Genomic DNA, 23,922 nt, shown 5'->3' with positions numbered 1-23,922 from the left:
CCCCGGGTAGCGCTCATCACCCGACCGTAACGGCGCTCTGCCTCAGGTGTCCGTCTCCCGATGTCGATTGGCCCTCGACCACATCGACGCCACTGTTAAAGAGCGGGTGCCCGGGTCTGCTCGTGGCAACGCCGGTCAGTAGACAGGCCGACCCAGTCCCAACGGGTTTGTCGCTGTGAACTTGTGACCGATAGAGTTCCGCTGTACGCCCAAGATGGAGCCGTGTATCGATCGGGGTTGGGGAGCAATGGACGAGCATACCGAGCGTCGGGCAGCGCACCTCAAACGATTGAACGCTGCGGTCTCCGAGGTGCGCGGAAACGCGCGATCGGCGGATGGCGGTGTGTATGTCGAAGCCGATGCTCGCGGCACAATCACGGCTCTGTACATCGAGCCGTATGCGCTGGAAGCTGGTGCTCGGCGGCTCGAGCTGCTGATCGCGGATCAGCATCGGATCGCGTATGGAAATGCTCAGGCTGAGGCCGAACGTATCTATACAGAACTCAACCAGGATGCGCCCACGAGGCGACGCTAGCGGCAGCGGTCCGCGAACGCATCCTGTAAATGCGTCTGTCGTACGCGACTTGCGCGGCGCGGCAAGAGAAATCGAAGGTGTGGTGATCCCGTGTTCGAGGTCGACCCAGTGAGGATGCGTAAGCTGGCAGCTGATGTGCGGGTTCACGCGGACGCCATCGCTGGTAAGGCGCCAGTCGCGAAAGACAGTCGCGATCATGCGCGGGACAAACTGCCGGATTCTTCTACGGGAGTTCGCATCCAGGAGACCCTCGAGGCGCTGGACCGTGTAGTGGATTTTCATGTCGGCCGGATGCGCGAGTTTGCTGGTGTAGTCGAACAACAGGCCACGGCCTTCGAGCAGCAGGATCAAGCCAACGCGACCGGCTTGCGTCAGGTGGGGGAGCGGTGAGCGGACTTCACGAGGATCATCCCCTCACAGTTCCTCGGGTACTGGGTTGGGATCTTGGCCCGGCCCGTGATGTGGCATCGATCGTGAGGCGCGTATCAGGTGAGATCGATTCGGAAATGGCTGACGCGGGTCGCAAGATAGCGCAGTCATACGAATATTTCGAGGGCAAATCGGGCGATAGCGTGCGCGAGCGCGGCGAGCAGGACAAGAAGGATGGTTTCACGACCGTCGACGTCTACGAGGAGATGGCCAAGTCGATCAACTCGATCTGCGAGACCATTGAAGGGAAGGTCGGAGAGATCCGGGGGTGGCTCGAAGAGGTCGAGAATTCGGACTGGGATCTATTCTGTGAACCAGACGGCGAAGTGCTTTCGCACCAATCGAATTGGGAGACGATGAAGGAGCATTGGTGGTCTCCCGCCACTGCTGTCGCCAACAAGGAGTTGGAGGAGTTCCGGCTGACCCAGGCGATTCGTCAAGCGCTGACCCGGATTCAGGAAACCGATCTCACCGGATCAGAGAACCTTGGACGGCTACTGGAGAAGTTGGCCGATTCAGTAAAGCAAGGTGTGTCCGGTACCCCGTCCGATCCGAACCTCGCGAAGATACTCACCGACTACCAAACCGAAACGTCGAGTTCCAAACCGGTGATCTGGCCGTCGGACGGCGCATTGCTCGATGTCATTCGAATGGCGATACCAGATTTCAAGGCCACTCTGATGACCGAGGAGGAGTCCAGGGCTCTCGATAACCTCTACTCCAAGAAGGGGATATCTGGTCTGAGGGACTTCTTCGATATCACCTCGCTGGCGGAGGACGAAGCCAAGAAGCGGTATCCGACCTCATACCTGGACGGGCACGGTGACGCATTCCGGCATACATACTGGAATGCGTTGATGACGCAAAAGTTCGGTGAGGATTGGACCCAGACCTACACCACTAGCCATGAAAAGATCGGCGGGAACCCGCCGCATCGCGAGGCTATGGATCTGTACAACAACGAACAGGGGCGAAAGATCGGCCTGGCGAATTCGAACGCGACTCCTGAGGAACTGGCGCAGAAGGTAACTGAACACATCAACAGTGGACAAGCGATTGTCCTTGGCACCAGTACGCAGAGCCGACCGCAAATTGCCTGGAGCAACACCGTGAGCGAGAGCCAGACCGGCATTCCTGCGGGCGTTGAGATCCCGCTGCCGGGAAAGAAGTAATCATATGGCTAAACTAAACCACGTACTGCTGGTTTCCGTCACCGTGTCGACGCTGACCGCCTGCACCTCCTCCACCGATCGTGCGGACGATCAAACCTGCACTGGCACTTTTGATTTCAGCGCTCCTTACGCTGAGCCGCTTGGATCGAGCAAACGTTTCGATGCAGCGCTGCGTGACGTGGCCAAGGGGTCGGATGAAGCCATGCTGATCGAAATAACGCGTGCGGCCGGTTGGACTGATGACTGGGAGCGGTTGGTGGAAGTGCGTATTTCCACCGAAGTGGCCGACCTCAATAAGAATGCGAACACGCCAGGTCAGTGTTGGAAGCATCTCCCCACAATGGATTACCGCGAAGGGTCGGAGCAGGGGTACTACCTGTTCGTAGACAAAGGTAAGCCGGTTCAGGTCGTCTCTTGGAGCGGTAACAAGAAACCTCTCGAGGTCCGCGACCGGGGTGCACTCACTGCCGAATCGATGCTCGTGCCCTCGCAATGGCACGACAAACTCGAGCCCGCACCCTGAGAGCCCATGTTGGTGAGGGCTATTCGGCTGCGCACCGTGTCAGATTCCGCTTCCACGGGTAGCGGCCATGTCCGTTGAACAATGAGCAGGACAACGCCTCAGCGCTCATGACCCTGTTGGCCACCAGACCAGCAGGCCGTCAGCAGTCGAAATCGCCTCGGGTTGTTGCGGCGGTGAAGGCTGACCATTCGGCTGGGGTGAAGACCAGGGCGGGGCCGGACCGGTTCTTCGAATCACGAACGCCGACAAGGGTGTTCGATAGGAACGCGACCTCAACGCAGTTTTCGGCTCCGCCGCTGTGCCTACTCTTGAACCAGTCGGCACCGGCCAAATCGCTGTTCACGCATACTCCTTCGCCATCTGCCTGAGCAGAGCCCGGCTGGCAGCGGCGTCCATCGCGCTTCGCCGAAGACTCTCGTACGTATGATCGTATCGCTGAACCGTGGTTGATTTTGCAAGATACAAGCCACCCGTGAAGTTTTCGGTGTAGACCACGGGCGGCTCGATCGGCTGTCCATCTCTATCAGTGCCGAACTCCAGGATGACGAACGGACCAACCGCGGCTCCAACGGGGAACCCAGCGTTGAACGGAAGAATCTGCAAATTCACGTTGGGACGGGTGCTCATGTCGGCGAGATGCTTCATCTGGGTCGCCATGACATTCGACCCGCCAACGATTCCCCGTAGGACCGACTCTCGAAGGATTACGTCGAGCGATGCCGGAAGGTACTTGCGGGTGATTCTGGCTTGCCTTCGCATTCGCAACCTCACCCTTCGTGCGTGCTCTTCGGCATCGTCGTCAGGGTAGACCGAGCGGATGAGCACGCTTGCGTACGCTGGCGTCTGCAATAGCCCTGGTACGAGTTCGGGCTCGTAGGTCGTCAGGCGTTGTGCCGATGCCTCGAGACCGACATAGAAGTCGAAGTTCTTCGGCAGCAGGTCGGCGTACTCATACCACCAACCCAGCTCGTTACCTTGTACCGCAAGCGCTTTCATCGCTGCGGTGTGGTCGGCATCGAACTCGTAGATCGTGCACAGCGCGTCGATATCGATCTCGCGCAGTTCGGCCACCTGCCCCTTCTCCATGCGGTGGAGCGTGCTGCCACTGCGCTGAATCAGCCTGGCCGCCTCGTGGAGCGAAAGTCCGCGTTCCTGCCTCCCATTGCGCAGATACTTCCCCAACTGACGCCGTGCCAGGGTCGATCCATCCTCCGACATGCCTGCCTCCCTTCAGGTTTCACTGTTCGCAACAGGAGATCACGCCGCGACTACAGCTGGTGGCAACACTGCGGATTTCCATGCCATCAGGACATAACCCCGGGACAAGTTGCATCTGGTGGCGTATTCGCGGGTCCAGATCAACATCGGCGCATCCCGATCTGTGGGGCTAGACCACCCGTCATGAACTTCGGTAGGGGCACACGGCTGGAGGAACGCTCGGGCAGAGCCTTCGGGAGCGGTCTGAACCCCCAGGATCGAAGCCAATCGAGACAGTCTTTGCGTTCCAATTTAACCGATTGACCGTTTCACGCGCCCAGTACAGTAAGCGGACGGGCAGGGAGGGGAGTCGATGGAAGTGGGCAATCGGCCGCAAATGCGCTGTATCAGCAAGCCAGTGGGGAACATTTCGGATGGAGGCCGACGCCGCGCGGCGGTGCGCCGAGGTCTACACCAGGCTCGTTGAGACGACGCTCGACCCAGAGATAAATCGTTCGATTCGCCGTCTGCGGCGCATCGCCACAGCGCCCCTCGCCGACCATGCCGAGTTGCCCCCTCCCCACAACCCTGCTGTGCCTCGAGAATGCGTTGGTGGTGGGGTTTTCTCGCATTTGCCGCCACCAGCGCATAGTGATCATCCGTCCAGCTACCAGCGCTCCGGGGTTGGGAGCATTGTGCGGTGTTCGGAGCTGCGGGCGGTTGATTTGGCCGGTGGGAAGGGGAGTTTGGTGAGAGGGGGTGTTCGGATGCGGTGTCAGCGTGTGGGGGGGCGGAAAGTGGTGTGGCGGCTGGTTGTTGTTCGGGCGATAGCCCTGCGGCGGCGCGTGATTCGTCGAGTACGCCGGTCCAGGCTGGGGCTGATAGCTATTGGGTGTGGTCGGATTTCGGGAATACTGCGATGGATACTGTTGGGCGCCCCGCCGGATACGGGTTCGGATGGTGGCTTCGTGGCGGATACAGGTGCTGCTGTAGGCCCCACACAAGTCCCCTGCACCGGAGCCACCCACGACCGAGAATCCCCATGCCGCCGATCATGGCACGCACCGGTGCATCGGAATTGCCGAAGGTGTGTGCCTGCGCTATCGGCGGCGGCTCATGCGGCGAGCTCCGAGGAGAAGCGCGAGGACCACGATGACGCCGCCTACCAGCAACAGCATGCGGGTGCCCGCATGGTTGTCGGAATCGGTGGGCTGGGCTTCGTGGTCGGTGTCTTTCGGGGGTGGGGAGGCAAGTCCCGCAGTGCCTTTCGTGGATGCGGACTTGGTATCCGGGAGCTTGCCGACGGTGGAGTTCTTCGGCAGGGCGAAACCGTAGTCGAGCAGGCGCGCGGCCTGTTCCCACGGACGTATCGGCAGCACATCGGCTTTCAGCAGCGTCACGACGAGTCGGCGGCCGTCGCGTTGGGCGGCGGCGACGAAGGTCTGCCTGGCGTCGTCGGTGTAGCCGGTCTTGCCGCCGAGCGCACCGTCGTATTCGTAGAGCAGGTGGTTGTCGTTGGCGATGGGGAAACCCGGATGGTCTTTGTCGTCAGGGTTTTTCGGGTCCTTGGGGTAGCCGGGGAAATCGATTTGCTCGGTGTGGATGAATTCGGCGAACAAGGGAATCGTCATGGCCTCGCGGAACAGCACCGACAGGTCGTAGGCTGAGGTGCTCATGCCGGGGCCATCAAGGCCGGACGGGCTGGCGGTGCGAGTGTCCAAGGCGTACAACGACTTTGCCAGATCGTTCATCTTCTGCACCGTGGCGGTGTCGCCGCCGAGCTGGATGGCGATGGCATGCGCGGCATCGTTGCCCGACGCCATGATCAGTGCCTGCATGAGCTGTCGGTTGGTGTAGCGGCCGCCGGGGCCGATGCCGACGCGGGTGCCGTCGGCATTCGCGTCGTCCTGGGTTCCGGTGACGGTCTTGTTCAGGTCGAGGCTGCGCAGCGCGACGGTCGCGAGCAGCACCTTGATCGTGCTGGCGGGCCGGTAGCGCCCGTGCGGGTCCTTGGCGGCGAGCACCTCACCGGTGTCGAGGTCCGAAATCTGCCAGGCCGTGGCGGAAATCTCCTGCGGCACCGGCGGTGCGCCGCGCGGGATGACGACGCCGCATTCACCCAGGCGTGAGCCGCCGACCGGTGGAATCGGCACGGCCAGCGGTGTCGGTGTCGGCTGTCCGGGTTCGGGGACCTCGGATTCGTCGATCGGATTAGGCGGCTTCGTCTTCTGCGGGCAGCTGTCGGTATTCGGGGTGCTGAACGGCGTCGTGGTGGTGGTCGGCGGCATCGCGTGCGAAACGGTCGTGGCAGGTCCCCAGGTCGCGGCAGCAATGGCCAGTGCAGAACCTAGGCAGAGTGCGACGAGGAGGCGAAGATCCCGGGTGCTCATCGGCTGCGAGCCTACTGACCGGCCGCGCGGTGGGCCGTCATGAGACACGGATGCGCCAAGTATTGACAGGAACTACTAAATGAGAGCTACTATCAAAAAGTTGTAACTATCATTTACTGGAGGGGCTATGCAGACAGACTCGACTCGCCGCTGGTTGGCGCTGGGGGCATTGGCCTTGGCAATGCTGACCATCGGCCTGGATATGACCGTGCTGACCGTGGCTCTGCCCACCCTCGCCGTCGACCTGAACGCGAACACCGGCGCGCTGCAGTGGTTCAGCACCGCGTACACACTGGCGCTCGCGGCCGTGATGCTGCCCGCCGGCGCGCTCGGCGACCGCTACGGCCGCAAAAAGCTGCTGCTCGGCGCGCTGGTGCTGTTCGGAGCGGCATCGCTGGCCTGCGCCTTCGCCACAACCGCCGGTCAACTCATCGCGGCCCGCGTGGTGCTCGGCATCGCGGCGGCGGTCATGATCCCGCTATCGATGGCGGTGCTGCCGGTGCTGTTCCCGGATTCGGCGCAGCGGGCCAAGGCCATGAACATCTGGGTCACCTCGACCGCACTCGGCCTGCCGCTCGGTCCGATCCTCGGCGGCTGGCTGATCGATAACTTCTGGTGGGGTTCGGTATTCCTGATCAATGTCCCGATGGTGGTGCTCGGCGTGCTGGCCATCGCGGTCCTGGTGCCGGAGTCGCGGAACCCTGATCAGCGGCCGATGGATCTGCCGGGCGTCGCGCTGTCGATTCTCGGCATGGTCGGCGTTACCTATGGATTCATCCGGCTCGGTGACAAGGGTTGGGGCAATGGGCTCGGCTGGGGTGCGCTGTTCGGTGGCGTCGCGGCCGTCGCGGTATTCATCGCGTGGCAGCGGCGCGCGAGCTTCCCACTGGTCGATCTGGGCCTGTTCGGCAGCCCCGGCTTTCGCTGGGGCGCGGCGTTCACCGTGATCATCACCTTCGGCTTGTTCGGCTTGTTCTTCACTGTGCCGCAGTACTTCCAGGCGGTCCTCGGCGCCGATGCGCTCGGCAGCGGCGTGCGCCTGCTGCCGTTGATCGGCGGACTGCTGATCGGATCGCGGCTGGGTGATCGCTTGCAGCCGAAACTGGGACCGGCGCTGATGGTGGGACTGGGCCTCACGGTGCTCGCGGTCGGCATGGGCTTGGGCGGGCTGACCGAAGTGGGGACCTCGTACTGGTTCGTGGCCGTATGGGTCGGGTTGACCGGCGCGGGCATGGGTCTCGGGCTGCCAGCCGGTATGGCGGTCGCGCTGGACAATCTCGAGGTGGCCCGTGCGGGCGTCGGCTCGGCGCTGGTGCAGGCGCTGCGTCAGGCGGCGGGCACCATCGCGGTGGCGGTGCTCGGCACCGTCCTGGCTACCGTGTACCGCGGCGATCTCGGCGCATTGAATGTCGATCCGATTCGCGACAGCGTGAATGCCGGTGTGGCGGTTGCGAAGTCGACCGGCAATGCGGCGATGCTGGAGCAGGTGCAGTCCGCGTTCGTCGGCGGCATGAGCGCGATGCTGTGGGTGTGTGCGGCTCTCTGCGCGGTGGCGGTGCCGCTCGCACTGAGGGTGCTGCCGGGGCGGTCCACGGCCGTACCGCAACACGAGGAGGCGATACCGGACGCACTGGTGCCGGTCGATGGGCCAGAATCGACTCATGTCGGTTGAGCTGCCCGCGGACGGGACGGCCGCGCAGAGCCTGCGCGAGCGGAAGAAGGAACGGACCCGCCGGACGATTCGCGAAGAAGCGTTCCGGCTCTTCCGTGAGCAGGGCTATACCGAGACCACCATCGAGCAGATCGCCGCGGCGGCCGAGGTATCGCCCAGCACCTTCTTCCGCTATTTCCCCACCAAGGAACAGCTGGTGCTCGCCGACGACCTCGATCCGCTGATGATCGACGCGATACGAGCCCAGCCACACGACATCCCGCCGATGACGGCGTTCCGCAATGCGGTCGCGGGGGTGTTCGCGAATCTGCCCGCCGCCGAGCTGGCGTTCGAACAGGAACGTCAGGAGCTGCTTTATCACGTCCCTGAGTTGCGCGCGGCCATCGGATTGGAACTGCAACGCGGCATCGACCTGATGGCGGGCCTGCTCGCCGACCAGATGGGCCGGGACGCGGACGATTTCGAGATACGTGTGACCGCAGGTGCCATCGCGGGTGTCGCGCTCGGTATCGCCAGGTTCAACCCGTTGAATGCCGAGAACCTGAATCGCGCACTGGATTTCCTGGAGGCGGGGTTACCGCTCGGCAAGCAGTAGTGCTGCCGAGCGGCCGAAATCCTAGGCGGACTTGGTAACCGGGCACCCGTGTGCCAATGGGCCGAGCAATTTGTTGTTGTCGTAGAAGTGCTCGAGTTCGAGAATGCGCAGGTCGTCGCTGACCCTGGCGATCGTCACGCCGAACATCTCGATCAATGCGCCGGTGGGCTGGTTGGCCTTGTATTCTCCGTCGTAGCGGCCCCAGTGTCGCCAGCGGAAGGTGACCGCGGGCGGTCCGGCCAGCACTTCGAGCACCTCCCAGAAGAAGCCGTTCGGGAAGGCGGTGTGGAAGATCTCGTGGGAGGACTCGAAGGTCTCCTGCTCGACCTCGTAGTACGGGTTATCGCCGATCAGGATGTTGTAGCTGCCGATCCTGGCGAATTCCTCGGCGTCCTGCCACGGCCCGCCGTTGACCCGGCCCCGGTAGTGCTCGGCCACCAGCGAAACCCAGGTCGCCGGATCCTTCTTGTGCGAGACCTCCATTTCGAAGACCCGCACCAGGTCCTCGACGACGGCCTCGAGCGAGCCTGCCGCGTGCTCGGTGGTGCGCTCGCGCGGCACGGTTTGCCTGGTCAGGTGGTAATCGGGCGCGCCGTTGCGCCAATCCTCGGCCGGCGTCGCGGCGACCACCGCGTCCCGGCCCTGTAGCCACAACGGCGTCTCGGTTGTGGAATCTGTGGTATCAGCTGTCATCTCGGCTCTCGCCCCTTCGAAGAGATTGGACGCGAGGCAGGCTAACAGCCGGTCGGCCGGTTGTCGCGGCAGGTCTCGATTTACCGAACGCTGTGTCTCCCAGCAACTTTCGAGTTTAAACGATGATGTGTCACATTATACCAGCCGTGTGCAGTACGCGGTGCGGTGAATCGTCGTCCATGCTGGAGAAGAAGCCCCCGATCACATCCTCGATCTCCGAAATCGACTGTGCGCAATACAGAATCGGTTGGTAGTGCGTGATGTCGTAGACGGCGGTTCCCATCGTCGCCACGTCCAGCGGTCGCAGCTCGGCGTGCTGGAACTCCTCGATCTCGCCGTAGGAGGACAGCAATCCGGCTCCGTAGCAACGGATTTTGCCGTTCTCCCGGACCACACCGAACTCCATGGAGAACCAGAAGACATCGGCGAGGAACTTGAGCGCTGTATCGGTGGTCAGCCGGGCGACAGCCGCGCCGACCGCCTCGTAGATGGCGGCGAAGCGCGGGCTGGCTATCTGATTGGCGTGCCCAATGATCTCGTGGATGGCGTCGGGTTCCGGGGTGTACAACGGGGCCGAATGGTGCCGGATGTATTGGGTGGAGTGGAAGGTGCGGTCGGCGAAAGAACCGAAGAACTCGCGCAGCGGCACCAGGCCGGCGGCCGGCGCATAGCGGAATCCGGTCAGCGGGACCAGCGCCGCGGAGACCTCGTCGAGCTGTGGAATGTGATCGCTCGGCAAGTCGAGCCGAGCCGCTGCCGCGAGCACCTCGGTGGCGGCGTACTTCTGATGTTTGCGGGCGAGTTCGGCCGACACGATGCGCCACACCTGTTGTTCCTCGTCGGTGTAGTCGACGTGTGGCACGGGTTTACCCGGTGCGTAATCCAGCGCGAGCGCGGCGATCGCATTGCGGCGGGCGCGGTAATCGGGATCGTGCACGCCGGGGTGCTCGTCGCTCAGGTGCACCATGACATCGCCATCGCCGGATCGGGTCACCGGCGAGTACAGCTGAGCTTCGGTGAACATACGTCGATGCAAGCACCGCGGGGTCTTTGCGACAACAAAAGCCCGCTCAGCTGGTCAAACTGTATAGCTGGGCGGGCTTCTTCGCATTATGACCGGCAGCGGACCGGCTGCTGCGGCGGCGAGCTGTTCAGTGGTGACTGTGCAATTCGTGCACCACCGCGTGGCCCTTGCCGCGGCCGATCATCCATTTGTTGACCGGCGTGGTGAGGATGAAGGCCACCACGAGGGAGAAGGCGAGCGTCGCCCAGAACATGACCGTGTCCAGGTGTGCGTCCATGGCGCCGGGCACGGCGAGGATGACGGCATTGTCGACGATTTCCATGACCGTGATCGAGACCGTATCGGCGGCCAGCGCGGTGGTGATGGCGGCGGCCAGTGGCAGACCGGCCTTCAATACGCCACGCATGGTCAGCGCGTAGCCGAAGAAGAAGGCGAGCACGATCGCCAAAACCATGGTCGCGGTGTTGTTCCAGCCGAGTGCCGTGCCGATCACCATGCCGAGGATTTCGCCGATCGCGCAGCCGGTGAGGCAGTGCAGGGTGGCCTGGGCGGCCATCTGCCAGGACGCCGGAGCCCGATGCTCGGTGTTTGCGTGCTGAGCATGCCCGGCGGCTGCCGGATGTGCGGAATGTGCTGTGTGCCCGGCATGTTCGTGGTGTTCGACAGGCGTTCCGTGCTCGTGCTCCATGTGGGGAACTATACCCCCGTAGGGTAATTAGTCAAATGTGAACTCCGACGTTGTGCCCGATTTGCCACACATGAGCGGACCGTATAAAGCAATATGGCGAATGTACGAAGGAGGGCGCATGAAATCCGTGCGGATCGATCTCGACCAGAAACTGCTCGCCGCCGCGGCCGCCATCATGGGCACGTCGACGAGCAGCGCCACCATCAACGAGGCGCTGCGCCGAATCGTTGTGCACGAGCGGCAACTTCACCAACTGCAGCGATTGGCTGCCGGTGTGCTGTCCCCCCGGCCTGGACCCGAGATCGCGGTTGCCGACGGCTGATCGGGCTCACCGCGTCGGGCAGCGCAGCCCTTCCTGGGGTGGGGGCAGCTCGATCAGGTACTTCAGGACCGGGTGTCGTCGAGGTGCGGGCGCTGCTCGGATTGGGCCTGCGCACTACAGGCCGCTGCGAGAAAGACTGCTGCGAGAAAGACTGCGGCGAGTCCGATGTGACGCGCACTCCGCCTGCGCCAGTTGAACATTCGACCCCCAAGGTTGGACCTGCGCACTCAGTCTGCCCGACCCGGTGGCGGTGCGCAGAGCGTGGTCGCCATCGCATCCGGCCTGTCGGTGGGTGCTGGCATGATGCGGAGATCACATCGGATTCGAGGGGGATTGATGTCGGTACCCATCGCCAAACTGCCATCCGGCCAACGTCCACGCGAACGGCTGCTCACCCTCGGCCCGCACGCGCTCAGCGACAGCGAATTGCTCGCCGTGCTGCTGCGCCAAGGTCGCCGCGGTGAAAGCGCACTGGATATGGCCGCCGAACTGATCGCCGAGCACGGCGGCATCACCGGTTTGGCGGCCGCGCGGCCGGAGGAATTATCGCGGCGTGCGGGTGTGGGGGACGCCAAGGCGGCGGCCATCATCGCCGCCTTCCACCTCGGCACCAGGGCGCGCAACAGTCCGGAGACCGCCCCACGCCTGGACGGCGCCACCGACGTCGTCCGGGTGGCGTTGCCGCTGTTCGCGGGCGCCCGCGTCGAACGGCTGCTGGTGCTGGTGTGCGATGCGCAGAATCGCTTGCGGCACAAGGTATTCGTCGCCGAGGGGGCGATCGATCAGGTCGCCGTCCCGGTCCGGGAAATCCTGAATACCGTACTGCGCCACGACGGTCGCGCCTTCGCGGTCGTGCACAATCACCCCTCCGGCGACCCGGTCCCCAGCTTCGACGACCGTCGCGCGACCACGCTGCTCATGGAATCCGCCCGCACCGTCGGCCTGCGCTTCCTGGACCACGTGGTGATCGCGGGGGACGGGTGGGCCAGTGCCGCACCGCTGCACCGGTCCGGTGGGTGATGCGGTCAGCGGGGCAGTGCCGGAATGCGATGCAGCAGTGTGGGTGTCGGCTCGTCGACACTCGCCGCGGAGTCGTCGTCCTGGAACGATCATTACCGCCGTTTATTGCGCAGACGACAACGATATGAGCGAACGGCCTTTGGTGGGCACGGCCGATGAGCGCACGAATGCGAAGGCCGCCCGCATCCGAAGATGTAGGCGGCCTTCGTGTTCAGGCCGGTGAGGTCGGTCCAGGAGTCAGCGGGCGAACAGCAGTGCGCGCTTGACTTCCTGGATGGCCTTGGTGACCTCGATGCCGCGGGGGCAGGCGTCGGTGCAGTTGAAGGTGGTGCGGCAGCGCCAGACACCTTCGACGTCGTTGAGGATGTCGAGGCGTTCGCGGGCGCCTTCGTCGCGGCTGTCGAAGATGAAACGGTGTGCGTTCACGATTGCGGCCGGGCCGAAGTAGCTGCCGTCGCTCCAGTACACGGGGCAGGAGGTGGTGCAGCAGGCGCACAGGATGCACTTGGTGGTGTCGTCGAACCGGGCGCGGTCGGCCTGGCTCTGGATGCGCTCGCGGGTGGGCTCGTTACCCGAGGTGATCAGGTAGGGCTTCACGGCACGGAACGCGTCGAAGAACGGCTCCATGTTGACCACGAGGTCCTTCTCCACGGGCAGGCCGCGGATCGGCTCGACGGTAATGGTGAGGGACTTGCCGCTCTTGGGCAGCATGTCCTTCATCAATACCTTGCAGGCCAGCCGATTCACGCCGTTGATCCGCATGGCGTCCGAACCGCAGACACCGTGCGCGCAGGAGCGCCGGAAGGTGAGCGTGCCGTCCAGGTAGGACTTGATGTAGATGAGTACGTTCAGGAATCGGTCGGTCGGCAGGACCGGCACCTGGAAGGTCTCCCAGTGCGCGCCCTTGTCGTCCTCCGGGTTGAACCGGGCGACCTTGACGTCGACCATGACCGAGCCCTCGGGCACCGGTGCGGCCTTCTGCGGGGGTGTTTCGAGTACGGCAGTCATCAGTACTTACGCTCCATCGGCTCGTAGCGGGTCTGCACCACCGGCTTGAAGTCGAGGCGGATATCGGAGATGAGCTCCGCGCCCTCCTTGTAGGCCATCGTGTGCCGCATGAAGTTGACGTCGTCGCGGTCCGGGTAGTCCTCGCGGGCGTGGCCGCCGCGCGATTCCTTGCGGTTGAGCGCGCCCACCACGGTGACCTCGGCCAGCTCGAGCAGGAAGCCCAGCTCGACGGCCTCGAGCAGGTCGCTGTTATAGCGCTTGCCCTTGTCCTGCACCGTGATTCGGGTGTAGCGCTCCTTGAGCGCGTGGATATCGGTGAGCGCCTGCTTCAGGGTGTCCTCAGTGCGGAAGACCGCGGCGTTCATATCCATCGTGTACTGCAGTTCGGTGCGGATATCCGCGACGCGCTCGTTGCCGTGCTCGGACAGCAGCATGGCCAGCCAGTTCTGCACCATCTGCGCCGGGTTCTCCGGCATCTCGACGAACTCGGTGCGCTGGGCGTACTCCGCGGCGGCGATGCCGGAGCGGCGGCCGAAGACATTGATGTCGAGCAGCGAGTTGGTGCCGAGACGGTTGGAGCCGTGCACCGAGACGCACGCGCACTCGCCGGCGGCGTACAGGCCGGGCACCACATCGGTGTTGTTGCGCAGCACCTCGCCGCGGATCCGGGTCGGGATGCCACCCATCACGTAGTGACAGGTCGGCATGACCGGCACCAGTTCCTTCACCGGGTCCACACCCAGGTAGGTGCGCGCGAATTCGGTGATGTCGGGCAGCTTTTCCTCGAGCACGTCCTCGCCGAGGTGGGTCACGTCGATGTAGACGTAGTCCTTGTTCGGTCCGGCGCCGCGGCCCTCGAGCACCTCGAGCACCATCGAGCGGGCGACGATGTCACGCGGCGCGAGGTCCTTGATGGTGGGGGCGTAGCGCTCCATGAAGCGCTCACCGCTGGCGTTGCGCAGGATGCCGCCCTCACCGCGGACGGCCTCCGAGATCAGAATGCCGAGGCCGGCCAGGCCTGTCGGGTGGAACTGGTGGAACTCCATGTCCTCCAGCGGCAGTCCCTTGCGGAACACGATCGCCATACCGTCACCGGTCAGCGTGTGCGCGTTCGAGGTGGTCTTGTACATCCGGCCGGAACCGCCGGTGGCGAAGATGATCGACTTCGCGTGGAAGACGTGCAGTTCGCCGGTGGCCAGCTCGTAGGCGACCACACCGGTCGCGACCGGACCGCGCTCGGACTCGGACATGACCAGGTCGAGCACATAGAACTCGTTGAAGAACTCCACGTCGTGCTTGACGCAGTTCTGGTAAAGCGTCTGCAGGATCATGTGGCCGGTACGGTCGGCGGCGTAGCACGCGCGGCGGACCGGGGCCTTGCCGTGATCGCGGGTGTGACCACCGAAGCGCCGCTGGTCGATCTTGCCCTCGGGCGTGCGGTTGAACGGCAGGCCCATCTTCTCCAGGTCCATCACCGCGTCGATGGCCTCCTTGGCCATGATCTCCGCGGCGTCCTGGTCGACCAGGTAGTCACCACCCTTGACGGTGTCGAAGGTGTGCCATTCCCAGTTGTCTTCTTCGACATTGGCCAGCGCGGCGCACATTCCACCCTGTGCAGCACCGGTATGGCTGCGGGTCGGGTAGAGCTTCGTCAGAACGGCGGTGCGGGCCCGGGGACCGGCCTCGATCGCCGCGCGCATACCGGCGCCACCGGCACCGACGATGACGACGTCGTAGCGGTGCTCCTGAATCCGGGATTCACTCATGCCTTCACCTCGCTGTGCTCGGCTCCGGCATGTGTGAAACACGCTGTGTCGATGATTCGTTCGCTGCGCTCACTCATCGGAGTTCGCCTGTTCCTAACTGATGTTGGGGTCGAAGGTGAAGATGACGTAGGTGCCGACGCCCACGATCAGAATCATCGAAATGGCCAGCAGGGTGTTCAGCCAGAACCGGGTCGAGTCCTTGCGCGAGTAGTCCGCGATCACCGTGCGCAGGCCGTTGCCGCCGTGCAGCTGGGCCAGCCAGAGCATGCTCAGATCCCAGAACTGCCAGAACGGGCTGGACCAGCGGCCGGCCACGAAGGCGAAGTTCAGCCGCTTCACGCCGCCGTCGAGCAGCAGCATGATCGTCATGTGGCCGAGGACCAGCACGATCAGCAGCAGGCCGGAGAAGCGCATGAACAGCCACGCGTACTTCTCGAAGTTGTTGCTGGAGCGGGCACGCGGCGAGCGGGGGAGATCCAGGCTCGCTGGCCGGTCGTAGCTCTTACCGAGGACAGGTGCGCTCATGGCTTCAGTGCTCCGTGAACAGGTAGAAGAACTGGCGGCCGACGGCCGGAACCACCAGCAGGAACCAGATGGCGAGAATCACCCAGAGCATCGTCTTCTGGTACTTCGGGCCCTTGCCCCAGAAGTCGACCAGGATCACGCGTACGCCGTTGAGCGCGTGGAACAGCACGCAGACGACAAGGCCCATCTCCATCAGCGCGACGATGGGGTTCTTGTAGGTCTCGATGGCGTGGTTGTAGGTATCGGGGCTGACCCGAACGAGTGCGGTGTCCAAGACGTGCACGAAGAGGAAGAAGAAGATGGTGACACCGGTGATCCGGTGCAGCGCCCACGACCACATTCCGGGGTCGCCTCGGTACAGCGTCTTCCGCTTCGGCTGTGCCGGAGCTTCTATCGTGGTCATAGAGTGCGGTGCCTCCAACGTCGTTGATGGACCCGGTTGCAAGTCCGAGGCAGGCGACGTGGATGTAAATGCCCAGGTGGCTGCGCTTTGCTGCTCCAAATAGCTCGCGCGGGGCCCGCCGCCGGGAACCTGAACCGATCTGTTCTGGACTCTAATCCCCTCGCAATCACGGAACTAATTCGGTAGGCCGTGCGTTGCGCTACAGTCGAGCGAGTTAGGTTTACCTTTCTTGATGTGTAAACGGTTGCGCCGTGGCCCCTGCGCGGGCAAGTGCGGCTAGGCCCCGGAGGGGCTGCCGATATCGGAATTCGACTGAAGAATCTTGCGCGACAAGGCAATTCAAGTTATGCGCATTGTCTATGCGTCGAACTCGCGGTTTCCGGTCGGCGCCGGGGCTCTCAGTTCGACGGGCGGAATTGTGAGCGTCGGCAATGTGGAAAATGTCTCATTCGCCGGGTCATAGCCTACTGATCGGTAACAGAAAACTATCGCAGATTCCGGTCGGCGACAGCCGAATTTCGCTACGACGGTCATCGGCGTCGTTCCGGCAACCGCGTCATGAGTTCGCGATCCGCAGGACGCCCCGGCGCCCGTGACGGCGACCGGGATCGTCTGTTCGGCGCCATCGGGGTCCTTCGGCCTGCACGCCGAACAACAGCACCGCAATGATCAGGCCGATCGAAATAACGATCCACCGCATCCGCCGAAGCGCCACCTGACGGTGTCCCCGTATCGCTCCTATGTTCGTTCAGATGCACCTCGAGCGGCGACCCCAACAGTGCGGCGCGGTCGGGATGACGGGTGCACCCGATGCGCGGTGTACCAAGCATGCCAGTTGCGCGCCCCTTCGTAGCCGCGCTCCTACAACCCGAGCCCGCAGATGACCGCTGGAAACCGCACGAGCTGATGCCACTGCGAAAAGGACACATCGGGAATGCCGCCACGGTGCAGCGGGGTCCGGTGCGACCGGGATCCAGTCAGGTCCACGCTCAGGCGTGGGTCGAGCCGGGCGACATCGGGTCGGGACGAGAGAATTCGACCAGCCGAGCCGCCAGCCATACCGAAACCGACCCTGGACCACAGAAGGTAGCGAACACGTGGATATCGACTGGAAATTATTGCGGACCAGCGCATATGAGGTCATGCAGCGGGCGTACGCGCCGTATTCTCGATTCCCGGTCGGGGCGGCCGGGCTGGTCGACGGCCGCGTGGTCGTCGGGTGCAATGTGGAGAACGTTTCCTATGGATTGGGCCTGTGCGCCGAATGCGTACTGATCGGGAACCTGTTCGCAGGCGGCGGTGGCCGGTTGCTCGCACTCTCGGTCACCGATTCCCGCGGCGAAATCCTGATGCCCTGTGGGCGTTGCCGACAGTTGCTCTACGAGCACGGCGGGGCCGATCTTCTGGTGGACCACAGGACCGGACCCGTGCCGCTTCGAACCCTGCTCCCCGACGCCTTCGGACCCGATGATCTGGATGCCGGGCAGACCTAGGTCGCTCTCAGCAAGCCCTTCGAACTATGCGTCGACTTCGTCGTCGGTTGTCACCGTGATCTGCGAGATTTCGTCGGTGGGGACGCCGAGGTGTTCGAGAATGCGGCAGAAGCTTCGTCTTTGGACGATTTCGATTGCGGTGACTCGTCGCGTGAGCTTCAGCTGGGATTCGACGAAGCCCGCTTCGGCCTCGCGGATGCGGGCCTCGAGATCCGTCACGCGGCGGTCCAGGTGTGCGTGCGTCATTGCTCCCCCAACGTCGACTCGATGATGCGCAGAGGCTATCGGAGGGCACCGACAAGTTCCGGGGGGCGAGCGCGTCACGTGCCAGACTTGCCGGTGTGACGGCAGTGGACGCGGTTTCGATCATTACGACCAAGCGGGACGGCGGGGAGCTGTCGGATGCGCAGATCGATTGGGTGGTGGATGGATTCACCAATGGAGCGGTGGCCGACGAGCAGATGGCGGCGTTGGCGATGGCCATCGTGTGGCGGGGGATGACGCGTCGGGAGACCGCGCGGTGGACGAATGCCATGATCGCGTCGGGGCGTCGGATGGACTTCACCGATCTTGCGCGGCCGACAGTGGACAAGCACTCGACCGGCGGGGTCGGGGACAAGATCACGTTGCCGCTGGCTCCGTTGGTCGCGGCGTGCGGGGCCGCTGTGCCGCAGCTTTCCGGGCGCGGGCTGGGGCATACCGGCGGGACGCTGGACAAGCTGGAGGCGATCCCGGGGTGGCGGGCCGATGTGCCGGTGGCGCGGATGCGGGAGATCCTGTCCGATCCTGGGATCGGCGCGGTGGTGTGCGCGGCGGGTGCCGATCTCGCCCCCGCCGATAAGCGGCTGTACGCGTTGCGCGATGTCACCGGGACCGTCGAATCCATACCGCTGATCGCCAGCTCGATCATGAGCAAGAAGATCGCCGAAGGGACCGCCGCGCTCGTACTCGATGTGAAGGTCGGCTCAGGAGCGTTCCTGAAAACCCTGGACGGCGCGCGCGAATTGGCAACGGCCATGGTCGAACTCGGCACCGATGCCGGGGTGCGGACGGTGGCATTGCTGACCGCGATGGACACTCCGCTCGGGCGCACCGCTGGCAATGCACTCGAGGTCGCCGAATCCATGGATGTGCTCGCGGGCGGCGGCCCCGCCGACATCGTCGAACTGACGCTCACCCTCGCCCGCGAGATGGTCGCCCAGGCCGGACTCGATATCGACCCGGCCGACGCTCTCGCCGATGGTCGCGCAATGGACCATTGGCGCGCCATGGTTCGGGCCCAAGGCGGCGATCCGGACGCGCCTCTGCCGCGCGCGAAGCACACCGAAATCATTCGGGCCGAACGAGACGGTGTGCTCACCCGCCTCGATGCGATGGCCGTCGGCATCGCGACCTGGCGACTCGGCGCGGGGCGAGCCCGTCAGCGCGACCCCGTCCAATTCGGCGCGGGCATCGAAATGCATGCCAAACCAGGCGCTTCCGTAACCACAGGCCAAACCCTGCTCACCCTGCACACCGACACGCCGGAGGCCTTCTCCGGCGCCCTCGCCGCCCTCGAAAACTCGTTCACCATCGGAACCGCGCCCCCACCGCAAGCCCCCTTGATCCTGGACCGCATCGCCCCCTGACACCATCGGCCACTTCCACCCCCGAATTCGCCCGACGCGCCATTTCGTCGGCACACGAATTCGTTTGGCACGCGGCTGCCGTGGCGCCCGCGCAAATTCACTCGAGCCCGCATGGGCTCGCTCGTCGCGCGCTGGTCAACTGGCAACCCGCATGCGTGGCGCGCCGACTCAATGCGTCGGTGTGGGCCGTCCGCTCGGCGAACGCCAGCGACACCTTCGAGTCCGGATGCGAGTCGAGCGCACCGAGTTGGGGGCAAAAGGTTTGCGGCAAGCAGGCAGGAAACCGACCGCTACGTTAATTCTTGGCTGGTTAGAGGGAATTACTGGTACCTCGAGGTCTGCTCGAGCAGGGACATTGCGGGTTATGCCTCGGGTGAGGTTGGCGGAGAGCGCAATCACAGCCGCACGAACGGGTCCGTGCGGCTAACGTGTGGTCATGACAGGACCGATGCCTTTGACCCTTGCCTCGATCCGCCAAGCTCCCAAGGCGCTGCTGCACGATCATCTCGACGGTGGTCTGCGGCCCGCGACAGTTCTGGAGCTCGCCGCCGATTGCGGTTACGACGACCTACCCGCCGACAATGAGACCGAACTGGCGGCGTGGTTCCGTGATGCGGCCGACAGCGGCTCGCTCGAGCTCTATCTCGAGACCTTCGCGCACACCGTCGCGGTAATGCAGACCCCCGAGGGTCTGCGCCGCGTGGCTCGGGAATGTGCGGAAGACCTCGCCGCCGACGGCGTGGTCTATGCCGAAGTGCGTTTCGCGCCCGAGCAGCATCTCGAGCGCGGCCTGACCCTGGACGAGGTGGTCGAACACACCCTCGCCGGATTCCGCGAGGGTGCGGCGGCCGAGGCCGAGGCCGGTCACCCGATCGTGGTGATCTGCCTGCTTACCGCGATGCGGCATGCGGCGCGTTCGCGCGAGATCGCGGAACTCGCGGTGCGGTGGCGCGACCGCGGCGTCGGTGGTTTCGATATCGCGGGCGCGGAAGCGGGCTTCCCGCCCAGCCGTCACCTGGACGCCTTCGAATACATGCGAGCCAATAGCGCGCATTTCACCATTCACGCAGGTGAGGCGTTCGGGCTGCCGTCCATCCATGAGGCGCTGGCGTTCTGCGGCTGCGATCGGCTCGGCCATGGTGTGCGGATCACCGACGACATCACTGTTCCCGGCGCGATCGAGGACGCGCAACTCGGACTGGTCGCGAACTACGTGCGGGATACGCGAATTCCGCTCGAGCTGTGTCCCTCGTCGAATGTGCAGACCGGCGCGGTCCCCTCACTCGACAAGCATCCGTTCGACCTGCTGGCGCGGCTGCGCTTCCGGGTCACCGTGAACACCGACAACCGCCTGATGAGCGACACCAGCATGAGCCAGGAAATGCTCAAGCTGGTCAACACCTTCGGCTACGGCTGGAGCGACCTCGAACGCTTCACCATCAATGCGATGAAGTCCGCGTTCATCCCGTTCCCCGAGCGTCTGCGCATCATCGACGACATCATCAAGCCGGGTTACGCCGTCCTGCTCGGCTAGAGCTACTTCTCCTGCGTGAGCCTGGACTCGAAGTTGCGCTCCAGGTCCCGCCAGCTCTGGGCCTCCGCGGTGAACGGTGGGTTCGGGGCCAGGCGGGTCGGGTCCGGGTTCAGCAGGTAGGAGACGTACCAGCCGAGCGGGGTGGACTGCGCCAGCGCCTGCTCCACCGTGTCGTCGTCAGCGTAATCGGCTGCGTCGGTGAACAATTCGACCGCCAGATCGAGCTGTTCGATATCGACCGCCTCGGGGCCCTCGCTCAGATCGTCGGCGAGACCGGGCAGGACGTAGACGTTCTCATCGGTCACCTCGACCTCGAGCGAACCGTCGACGGCGGCGGTCTGCACATCGGTGTAGGTGCTCACCCGCGCCAGCTCGTGCTCATGGTCATCGGCCAGGTAGCGGGCCAGCGCACGCTCGGAGCCGAATACGGTGATGGAGCCGTTCTTGCCGAGGAAGATCGGCTCGTCGTCGAGGTAGCAGCGCAGCGTGAAGTAGGTGCCGTCGGAGGTGACGATCTTGACCGGGTCGATGCCGACCTCGTGCCAGAACGACTCTTCTTCTTCTTCCTCCTCCTCGTCTTCTTCCTCGTCCTCGTCGTCCGCATCGAGGTCGACGGATTCGAACTCCTCGTCCTCCTCGCTGTCGGCCGCGTCATCGGCGTCGACGACGTTCTCCTCCGCGGCGAGCAGTTCGGCTTCCGCGACCGCGACGGCTTCGGCATCGACCTCGGGGGTCTGTACCACGGAGTCGATGGCGTCGAGGACATCGTCCCAGCCCTTGGCGATGGCGGCGCCGATCTGATCCCACAGCTCCTCGCCGTCGCGCCCGACGAAGGCGCTCACGCCGCTGGCCAGCGCGCCGACCACCGGATGGGAACCGAAGAACTTGGTCACCGTCTCCAGCTCGCACACCTCACCGATGTTGCGCACCATGCTGAGCGTGTCGTCGAGCTCGGCGATGGTGTCCACATCGGGATCGCTCGCGACCAGCTCCGGGACCCCGACCAGATCGAAGGTGAAGTTCTCCTCCGGCTCCAGTTCGACCGCCGATAGCCCGGCCACGACCTTCCACGCCGGATGGTCCACGAGATCGTTATCGGAGTTGGTCCGGATGAACGCGGCCAGCTCCGCAACGGTCTCGAAACCGTACAGCGAATCCTCGTGTCCGAGGAACGCCTCCCACTCGTCGTCACCGTCGCGCCAGCGCGGTGCCCACAGGGTGACGAGATCGCCGTCGGTCAGGCCGAGCTCGATCGGGACGATGTCTCCAGAAGCCATGTGCGGAAGCCTATCGACCTTCCGAGTCAGTGACTATCCGGCCCGCCCCCAACGCTTCCCGGGGCACCCTCCGGCGACCCCGCGAACGACTCGTTCAGTGTCGCAACGACCTTCGATCGCTGCGTGCCGGCGTCCTCGGCGGCCTGGCGACAGGCCCATACGATCAGCTGCCCGACCTCGGCGGGCGGCAGTGAGGTGACCGACTCCGACAGGCTCAGCGCGACCAGGGCGCCGTCGCTGTTCACCTCGACGCTGACCGTGCCGTCCTCGGTCCGGAACCGTCCGTGCACCTGCGCGAGGCCGTACAGCGCGGCCTCGAGCGCTTCCAGTTTCGCGGTCGCGTTGGCGACCAACGCGTCCATCTCAGCGCTCATACCTGCGCCTCGCTGGCGCTCGACTCCGGCATGAGCGCTGGAGCGCCTGTGTTCATGATTCGCTCGCTCCGCTCACTCATGTGCCTGCGCCTCGCTGGCGCTCGACTCCGGCATGACTGCTGTGGCAGCGGTGCTCATTGTTCGCTCTTTTCGCTCGCTCAAACCGGCCTCATCCAGCTCGTCGGTCCCGTGTCCGCGTCATCGATCCGGTCCAGTTCGTCCACTGCGGCCTGGCGGGTCGGCAGGCCGAGCTTGTCCAGGATGTCGGCGGGCATACCCGCCTCGGCGAGCAGCTCGCGGCGGCGGGCTCGGGCGGCGACGGTGGAGCGCTTGGTCAGTCGCAGGATCTCGTCGGCCAGAGTCTGTGCGCCGTAACGGTATTCACTGCGTTCGAACTTGATCTCGATCGGCATGCCCTGGTCGGTGGCCCGGACCGAGATGGTGCCCGATCGGTTGGTGCTCGACGCCACCGTGACATTGGGTATCGGTGGGGTCTGGGGCTGGGACATTATTCGTTCGCTCCGCTCACTTATGAGGTCGGCCGGTAGAAGCCATAGAAGTTCATACCCATGTTGTCGGTCCGAACCGAGCTGATCTGGACCGGATTACCGGCCTCGACGAGCTGCCCGTTGCCGACCACCATCGCGACGTGGCCATCCCACACTGCCAGATCGCCCGGCATCAGATCGCCCGGCGAAACCTGCATATGGCCGTTGCCCTGTTCCTGCGCCAACCGGGGCAGGTCGACACCGGCCTCGCCGTACGCATACTTGGTGAGACCACTGCAGTCCAGTCCGGAGCCGGGCGTATTGCCACCCCACACATAAGGCGTGCCGACCGCGCCGATGGCCGCCTTGACCGCCGTCGCCGCCTTCTCGTTCGGGGCTTCCACGACGCTGCCGTCGGGCAAGGTGATCTTCACGCCATTACCTGAGGCAGACGACTGCCCGGTCCCGGTCGTGCTGCTGGTACTCGGTTTGGAACTGGACGCGGTGCTCGCGGTCGTGGTGCCGGCTTTGCTCGCGGTGCTCATCAGGCTGCTGAGCACGCCGCCGGCGCCGCTCGCGACACTGCTCACCGTCGATGACAATTGCGAGGCGCCCTGGGTGGCGGTGCCGACCATGCCTGCGACATTGGACAGCGACGGCGTCGACGGCGCTGGAGTCAGCTCGTTCATCGACGCGGTCTGGGTATCGAGTTCGTTGCGTACGCGGCCGACCACATTCAGCCCCTGACCGATGTGGTCGATCGCGGAGCCGACGAGCACGGTCAGGCCCTCGGGGGTGGCCAGCGCCGGACCGAGACCGGTGGCCTGGTTCACGAACGACTGGACGATCCCGTTCAGCTCCTTCTGGCCCGTTTCGACCTGGGCGGCAGCCTGATTCACGACGGTAGCCATATCGTTGCCGCGGTCGGAAATGCTGGCGGCCGAGGTCTGCACCCGCAGCGCCTTCGCCGTAACGGCATCGGCCGCCGCACCGTCCCATGCGTTGTTCACCTGGTTGATGCTGTTGCGGCCAGCCGCGTGCACCTGGTCGACGGCGGTCGAGGTGGAGGTCAGTGCGTCGGCGGGCCCGCCGGTGGGCAGGACGCCGGTGCCGAAGCTGGAGAGTAGGTCGAGCAGTGGCTGGACCAGGGCGCTGACATCGATCAC

At 64.4% G+C, this 23,922-nt stretch carries 25 protein-coding genes; 9 read left to right on the top strand and 16 right to left on the bottom strand.

Annotation, left to right across the window (positions count from 1 at the left end):
* Positions 1-16: 16 nt before the first annotated feature.
* Entirely contained in the window at positions 17-886 is an 870-nt protein-coding gene (locus tag ACQPXH_RS28815; RefSeq protein ID WP_433599595.1) for a hypothetical protein, read from the bottom strand.
* A gap of 35 nt (positions 887-921) precedes the next feature.
* Here ACQPXH_RS28815 and ACQPXH_RS28810 point away from each other — a divergent pair, with 35 nt between their 5' ends.
* A complete protein-coding gene (locus ACQPXH_RS28810) occupies positions 922-2,136 on the top strand; it encodes a DUF6973 domain-containing protein (RefSeq protein ID WP_433599594.1) in 1,215 nt (404 codons plus the stop codon).
* A 4-nt stretch (positions 2,137-2,140) separates the two neighbouring features.
* Positions 2,141-2,659: a hypothetical protein gene (locus tag ACQPXH_RS28805; RefSeq protein ID WP_433599593.1), complete on the top strand. Its 519-nt coding sequence runs from the start codon at positions 2,141-2,143 to the stop codon at positions 2,657-2,659.
* A 139-nt stretch (positions 2,660-2,798) separates the two neighbouring features.
* Here the strand turns inward: ACQPXH_RS28805 and ACQPXH_RS28800 are convergent, their stop codons facing one another.
* The 3 genes from ACQPXH_RS28800 to ACQPXH_RS28790 all read right to left on the bottom strand — a co-directional run bounded on the left by ACQPXH_RS28800 (position 2,799) and on the right by ACQPXH_RS28790 (position 6,246).
* Positions 2,799-3,002, bottom strand: a complete 204-nt coding sequence (locus tag ACQPXH_RS28800; protein ID WP_433599592.1) for a DUF397 domain-containing protein — start codon at positions 3,000-3,002, stop codon at positions 2,799-2,801.
* Positions 2,999-3,877 carry a helix-turn-helix domain-containing protein gene (locus ACQPXH_RS28795; RefSeq protein WP_433599591.1) on the bottom strand — a complete coding sequence of 293 codons (879 nt, stop codon included), beginning with the start codon at positions 3,875-3,877 and terminating at the stop codon, positions 2,999-3,001. The genes ACQPXH_RS28800 and ACQPXH_RS28795 overlap by 4 nt, the downstream gene beginning before the upstream one ends.
* 1,079 nt (positions 3,878-4,956) lie before the next feature.
* Complete coding sequence (locus ACQPXH_RS28790) at positions 4,957-6,246, bottom strand: D-alanyl-D-alanine carboxypeptidase family protein (RefSeq protein ID WP_433599590.1); 1,290 nt, start codon at positions 6,244-6,246, stop codon at positions 4,957-4,959.
* 127 nt (positions 6,247-6,373) lie between these two features.
* Between ACQPXH_RS28790 and ACQPXH_RS28785 the strand changes: the two genes are divergently transcribed.
* The gene (locus ACQPXH_RS28785) at positions 6,374-7,918 is read left to right on the top strand and encodes an MFS transporter (RefSeq protein WP_433599589.1); all 1,545 of its coding nucleotides are present in this window, start codon (positions 6,374-6,376) and stop codon (positions 7,916-7,918) included.
* A complete protein-coding gene (locus tag ACQPXH_RS28780; RefSeq protein ID WP_433599588.1) occupies positions 7,908-8,513 on the top strand; it encodes a TetR family transcriptional regulator in 606 nt (201 codons plus the stop codon). The genes ACQPXH_RS28785 and ACQPXH_RS28780 overlap by 11 nt, the downstream gene beginning before the upstream one ends.
* Positions 8,514-8,534: 21 nt before the next feature.
* Here the strand turns inward: ACQPXH_RS28780 and ACQPXH_RS28775 are convergent, their stop codons facing one another.
* From ACQPXH_RS28775 to ACQPXH_RS28765, 3 genes are all read right to left on the bottom strand, one after another.
* The gene (locus tag ACQPXH_RS28775; RefSeq protein ID WP_433599587.1) at positions 8,535-9,206 is read right to left on the bottom strand and encodes a SnoaL-like polyketide cyclase; all 672 of its coding nucleotides are present in this window, start codon (positions 9,204-9,206) and stop codon (positions 8,535-8,537) included.
* Positions 9,207-9,336: 130 nt separating this feature from the next.
* Positions 9,337-10,230: a phenylalanine 4-monooxygenase gene (locus ACQPXH_RS28770; protein ID WP_433599586.1), complete on the bottom strand. Its 894-nt coding sequence runs from the start codon at positions 10,228-10,230 to the stop codon at positions 9,337-9,339.
* 127 nt (positions 10,231-10,357) lie between these two features.
* Positions 10,358-10,918, bottom strand: coding sequence for a DUF4396 domain-containing protein (locus ACQPXH_RS28765; RefSeq protein WP_433599585.1), 561 nt, complete (start codon positions 10,916-10,918; stop codon positions 10,358-10,360).
* Positions 10,919-11,036: 118 nt separating this feature from the next.
* Between ACQPXH_RS28765 and ACQPXH_RS28760 the strand changes: the two genes are divergently transcribed.
* Both ACQPXH_RS28760 and ACQPXH_RS28755 read left to right on the top strand, forming a co-directional pair.
* Positions 11,037-11,240, top strand: a complete 204-nt coding sequence (locus tag ACQPXH_RS28760) for a type II toxin-antitoxin system VapB family antitoxin (protein ID WP_433599584.1) — start codon at positions 11,037-11,039, stop codon at positions 11,238-11,240.
* Positions 11,241-11,576: 336 nt separating this feature from the next.
* The gene (locus ACQPXH_RS28755) at positions 11,577-12,260 is read left to right on the top strand and encodes a JAB domain-containing protein (protein WP_433599583.1); all 684 of its coding nucleotides are present in this window, start codon (positions 11,577-11,579) and stop codon (positions 12,258-12,260) included.
* 237 nt (positions 12,261-12,497) lie between these two features.
* On the opposite strand, the gene ACQPXH_RS28750 is transcribed toward ACQPXH_RS28755, so the two are convergent.
* The 4 genes from ACQPXH_RS28750 to sdhC all read right to left on the bottom strand — a co-directional run bounded on the left by ACQPXH_RS28750 (position 12,498) and on the right by sdhC (position 15,962).
* Positions 12,498-13,268 carry a succinate dehydrogenase iron-sulfur subunit gene (locus ACQPXH_RS28750; protein WP_364346493.1) on the bottom strand — a complete coding sequence of 257 codons (771 nt, stop codon included), beginning with the start codon at positions 13,266-13,268 and terminating at the stop codon, positions 12,498-12,500.
* On the bottom strand, positions 13,268-15,019 hold the full coding sequence (sdhA, locus tag ACQPXH_RS28745; protein ID WP_387294056.1) for a succinate dehydrogenase flavoprotein subunit: 1,752 nt from the start codon (positions 15,017-15,019) through the stop codon (positions 13,268-13,270). The genes ACQPXH_RS28750 and sdhA overlap by 1 nt, the downstream gene beginning before the upstream one ends.
* Before the next feature lie 108 nt (positions 15,020-15,127).
* The gene (locus ACQPXH_RS28740; protein WP_433599582.1) at positions 15,128-15,559 is read right to left on the bottom strand and encodes a succinate dehydrogenase hydrophobic membrane anchor subunit; all 432 of its coding nucleotides are present in this window, start codon (positions 15,557-15,559) and stop codon (positions 15,128-15,130) included.
* A gap of 4 nt (positions 15,560-15,563) precedes the next feature.
* Positions 15,564-15,962: a succinate dehydrogenase, cytochrome b556 subunit gene (sdhC, locus tag ACQPXH_RS28735; RefSeq protein WP_387293924.1), complete on the bottom strand. Its 399-nt coding sequence runs from the start codon at positions 15,960-15,962 to the stop codon at positions 15,564-15,566.
* A gap of 1,097 nt (positions 15,963-17,059) precedes the next feature.
* Between sdhC and ACQPXH_RS28730 the strand changes: the two genes are divergently transcribed.
* Positions 17,060-17,455, top strand: a complete 396-nt coding sequence (locus tag ACQPXH_RS28730) for a cytidine deaminase (RefSeq protein WP_433599581.1) — start codon at positions 17,060-17,062, stop codon at positions 17,453-17,455.
* A gap of 24 nt (positions 17,456-17,479) precedes the next feature.
* On the opposite strand, the gene ACQPXH_RS28725 is transcribed toward ACQPXH_RS28730, so the two are convergent.
* The gene (locus ACQPXH_RS28725; RefSeq protein ID WP_433599580.1) at positions 17,480-17,701 is read right to left on the bottom strand and encodes a hypothetical protein; all 222 of its coding nucleotides are present in this window, start codon (positions 17,699-17,701) and stop codon (positions 17,480-17,482) included.
* Between the two features lie 95 nt (positions 17,702-17,796).
* On the opposite strand from ACQPXH_RS28725, the gene ACQPXH_RS28720 reads away from it, so the two are divergent.
* Both ACQPXH_RS28720 and ACQPXH_RS28715 read left to right on the top strand, forming a co-directional pair.
* Positions 17,797-19,083: a thymidine phosphorylase gene (locus tag ACQPXH_RS28720; RefSeq protein ID WP_433599579.1), complete on the top strand. Its 1,287-nt coding sequence runs from the start codon at positions 17,797-17,799 to the stop codon at positions 19,081-19,083.
* A 436-nt stretch (positions 19,084-19,519) separates the two neighbouring features.
* Complete coding sequence (locus tag ACQPXH_RS28715) at positions 19,520-20,617, top strand: adenosine deaminase (RefSeq protein ID WP_433599578.1); 1,098 nt, start codon at positions 19,520-19,522, stop codon at positions 20,615-20,617.
* Between the two features lie 2 nt (positions 20,618-20,619).
* Here ACQPXH_RS28715 and ACQPXH_RS28710 read toward each other — a convergent pair whose 3' ends face one another.
* From ACQPXH_RS28710 to ACQPXH_RS28695, 4 genes are all read right to left on the bottom strand, one after another.
* Positions 20,620-21,894, bottom strand: a complete 1,275-nt coding sequence (locus tag ACQPXH_RS28710) for a primosomal protein (RefSeq protein WP_433599577.1) — start codon at positions 21,892-21,894, stop codon at positions 20,620-20,622.
* A 26-nt stretch (positions 21,895-21,920) separates the two neighbouring features.
* A complete protein-coding gene (locus ACQPXH_RS28705; protein WP_433599576.1) occupies positions 21,921-22,268 on the bottom strand; it encodes a YbaB/EbfC family nucleoid-associated protein in 348 nt (115 codons plus the stop codon).
* A 158-nt stretch (positions 22,269-22,426) separates the two neighbouring features.
* Positions 22,427-22,777, bottom strand: a complete 351-nt coding sequence (locus ACQPXH_RS28700; RefSeq protein ID WP_040686879.1) for a hypothetical protein — start codon at positions 22,775-22,777, stop codon at positions 22,427-22,429.
* A 20-nt stretch (positions 22,778-22,797) separates the two neighbouring features.
* Positions 22,798-23,922, bottom strand: a complete 1,125-nt coding sequence (locus ACQPXH_RS28695) for a C40 family peptidase (protein ID WP_433599575.1) — start codon at positions 23,920-23,922, stop codon at positions 22,798-22,800.

Origin of the sequence: Nocardia sp. CA-135953 (assembly GCF_050955735.1) — a bacterium.
Classification (GTDB): Bacteria; Actinomycetota; Actinomycetes; order Mycobacteriales; family Mycobacteriaceae; genus Nocardia.
Note: the sequence above shows the minus strand (reverse complement) of the source record. Positions and strands in the feature narration are given on the sequence as shown.

What these genes read in the sequence shown, in the direction of transcription:
- ACQPXH_RS28790 (WP_433599590.1), bottom strand. Translation starts at nt 6,246, where the DNA reads ATGAGCACCCGGGATCTTCGCCTCCTCGTCGCACTCTGCCTAGGTTCT.
- ACQPXH_RS28765 (WP_433599585.1), bottom strand. Translation starts at nt 10,918, where the DNA reads ATGGAGCACGAGCACGGAACGCCTGTCGAACACCACGAACATGCCGGG.
- ACQPXH_RS28805 (WP_433599593.1), top strand. Translation starts at nt 2,141, where the DNA reads ATGGCTAAACTAAACCACGTACTGCTGGTTTCCGTCACCGTGTCGACG.
- ACQPXH_RS28740 (WP_433599582.1), bottom strand. Translation starts at nt 15,559, where the DNA reads ATGAGCGCACCTGTCCTCGGTAAGAGCTACGACCGGCCAGCGAGCCTG.
- ACQPXH_RS28775 (WP_433599587.1), bottom strand. Translation starts at nt 9,206, where the DNA reads ATGACAGCTGATACCACAGATTCCACAACCGAGACGCCGTTGTGGCTA.
- ACQPXH_RS28770 (WP_433599586.1), bottom strand. Translation starts at nt 10,230, where the DNA reads ATGTTCACCGAAGCTCAGCTGTACTCGCCGGTGACCCGATCCGGCGAT.
- ACQPXH_RS28755 (WP_433599583.1), top strand. Translation starts at nt 11,577, where the DNA reads ATGTCGGTACCCATCGCCAAACTGCCATCCGGCCAACGTCCACGCGAA.
- ACQPXH_RS28760 (WP_433599584.1), top strand. Translation starts at nt 11,037, where the DNA reads ATGAAATCCGTGCGGATCGATCTCGACCAGAAACTGCTCGCCGCCGCG.
- ACQPXH_RS28725 (WP_433599580.1), bottom strand. Translation starts at nt 17,701, where the DNA reads ATGACGCACGCACACCTGGACCGCCGCGTGACGGATCTCGAGGCCCGC.
- ACQPXH_RS28705 (WP_433599576.1), bottom strand. Translation starts at nt 22,268, where the DNA reads ATGAGCGCTGAGATGGACGCGTTGGTCGCCAACGCGACCGCGAAACTG.
- ACQPXH_RS28710 (WP_433599577.1), bottom strand. Translation starts at nt 21,894, where the DNA reads ATGGCTTCTGGAGACATCGTCCCGATCGAGCTCGGCCTGACCGACGGC.
- ACQPXH_RS28785 (WP_433599589.1), top strand. Translation starts at nt 6,374, where the DNA reads ATGCAGACAGACTCGACTCGCCGCTGGTTGGCGCTGGGGGCATTGGCC.
- ACQPXH_RS28715 (WP_433599578.1), top strand. Translation starts at nt 19,520, where the DNA reads ATGACAGGACCGATGCCTTTGACCCTTGCCTCGATCCGCCAAGCTCCC.
- sdhC (WP_387293924.1), bottom strand. Translation starts at nt 15,962, where the DNA reads ATGACCACGATAGAAGCTCCGGCACAGCCGAAGCGGAAGACGCTGTAC.
- ACQPXH_RS28795 (WP_433599591.1), bottom strand. Translation starts at nt 3,877, where the DNA reads ATGTCGGAGGATGGATCGACCCTGGCACGGCGTCAGTTGGGGAAGTAT.
- ACQPXH_RS28700 (WP_040686879.1), bottom strand. Translation starts at nt 22,777, where the DNA reads ATGTCCCAGCCCCAGACCCCACCGATACCCAATGTCACGGTGGCGTCG.
- ACQPXH_RS28750 (WP_364346493.1), bottom strand. Translation starts at nt 13,268, where the DNA reads ATGACTGCCGTACTCGAAACACCCCCGCAGAAGGCCGCACCGGTGCCC.
- ACQPXH_RS28780 (WP_433599588.1), top strand. Translation starts at nt 7,908, where the DNA reads ATGTCGGTTGAGCTGCCCGCGGACGGGACGGCCGCGCAGAGCCTGCGC.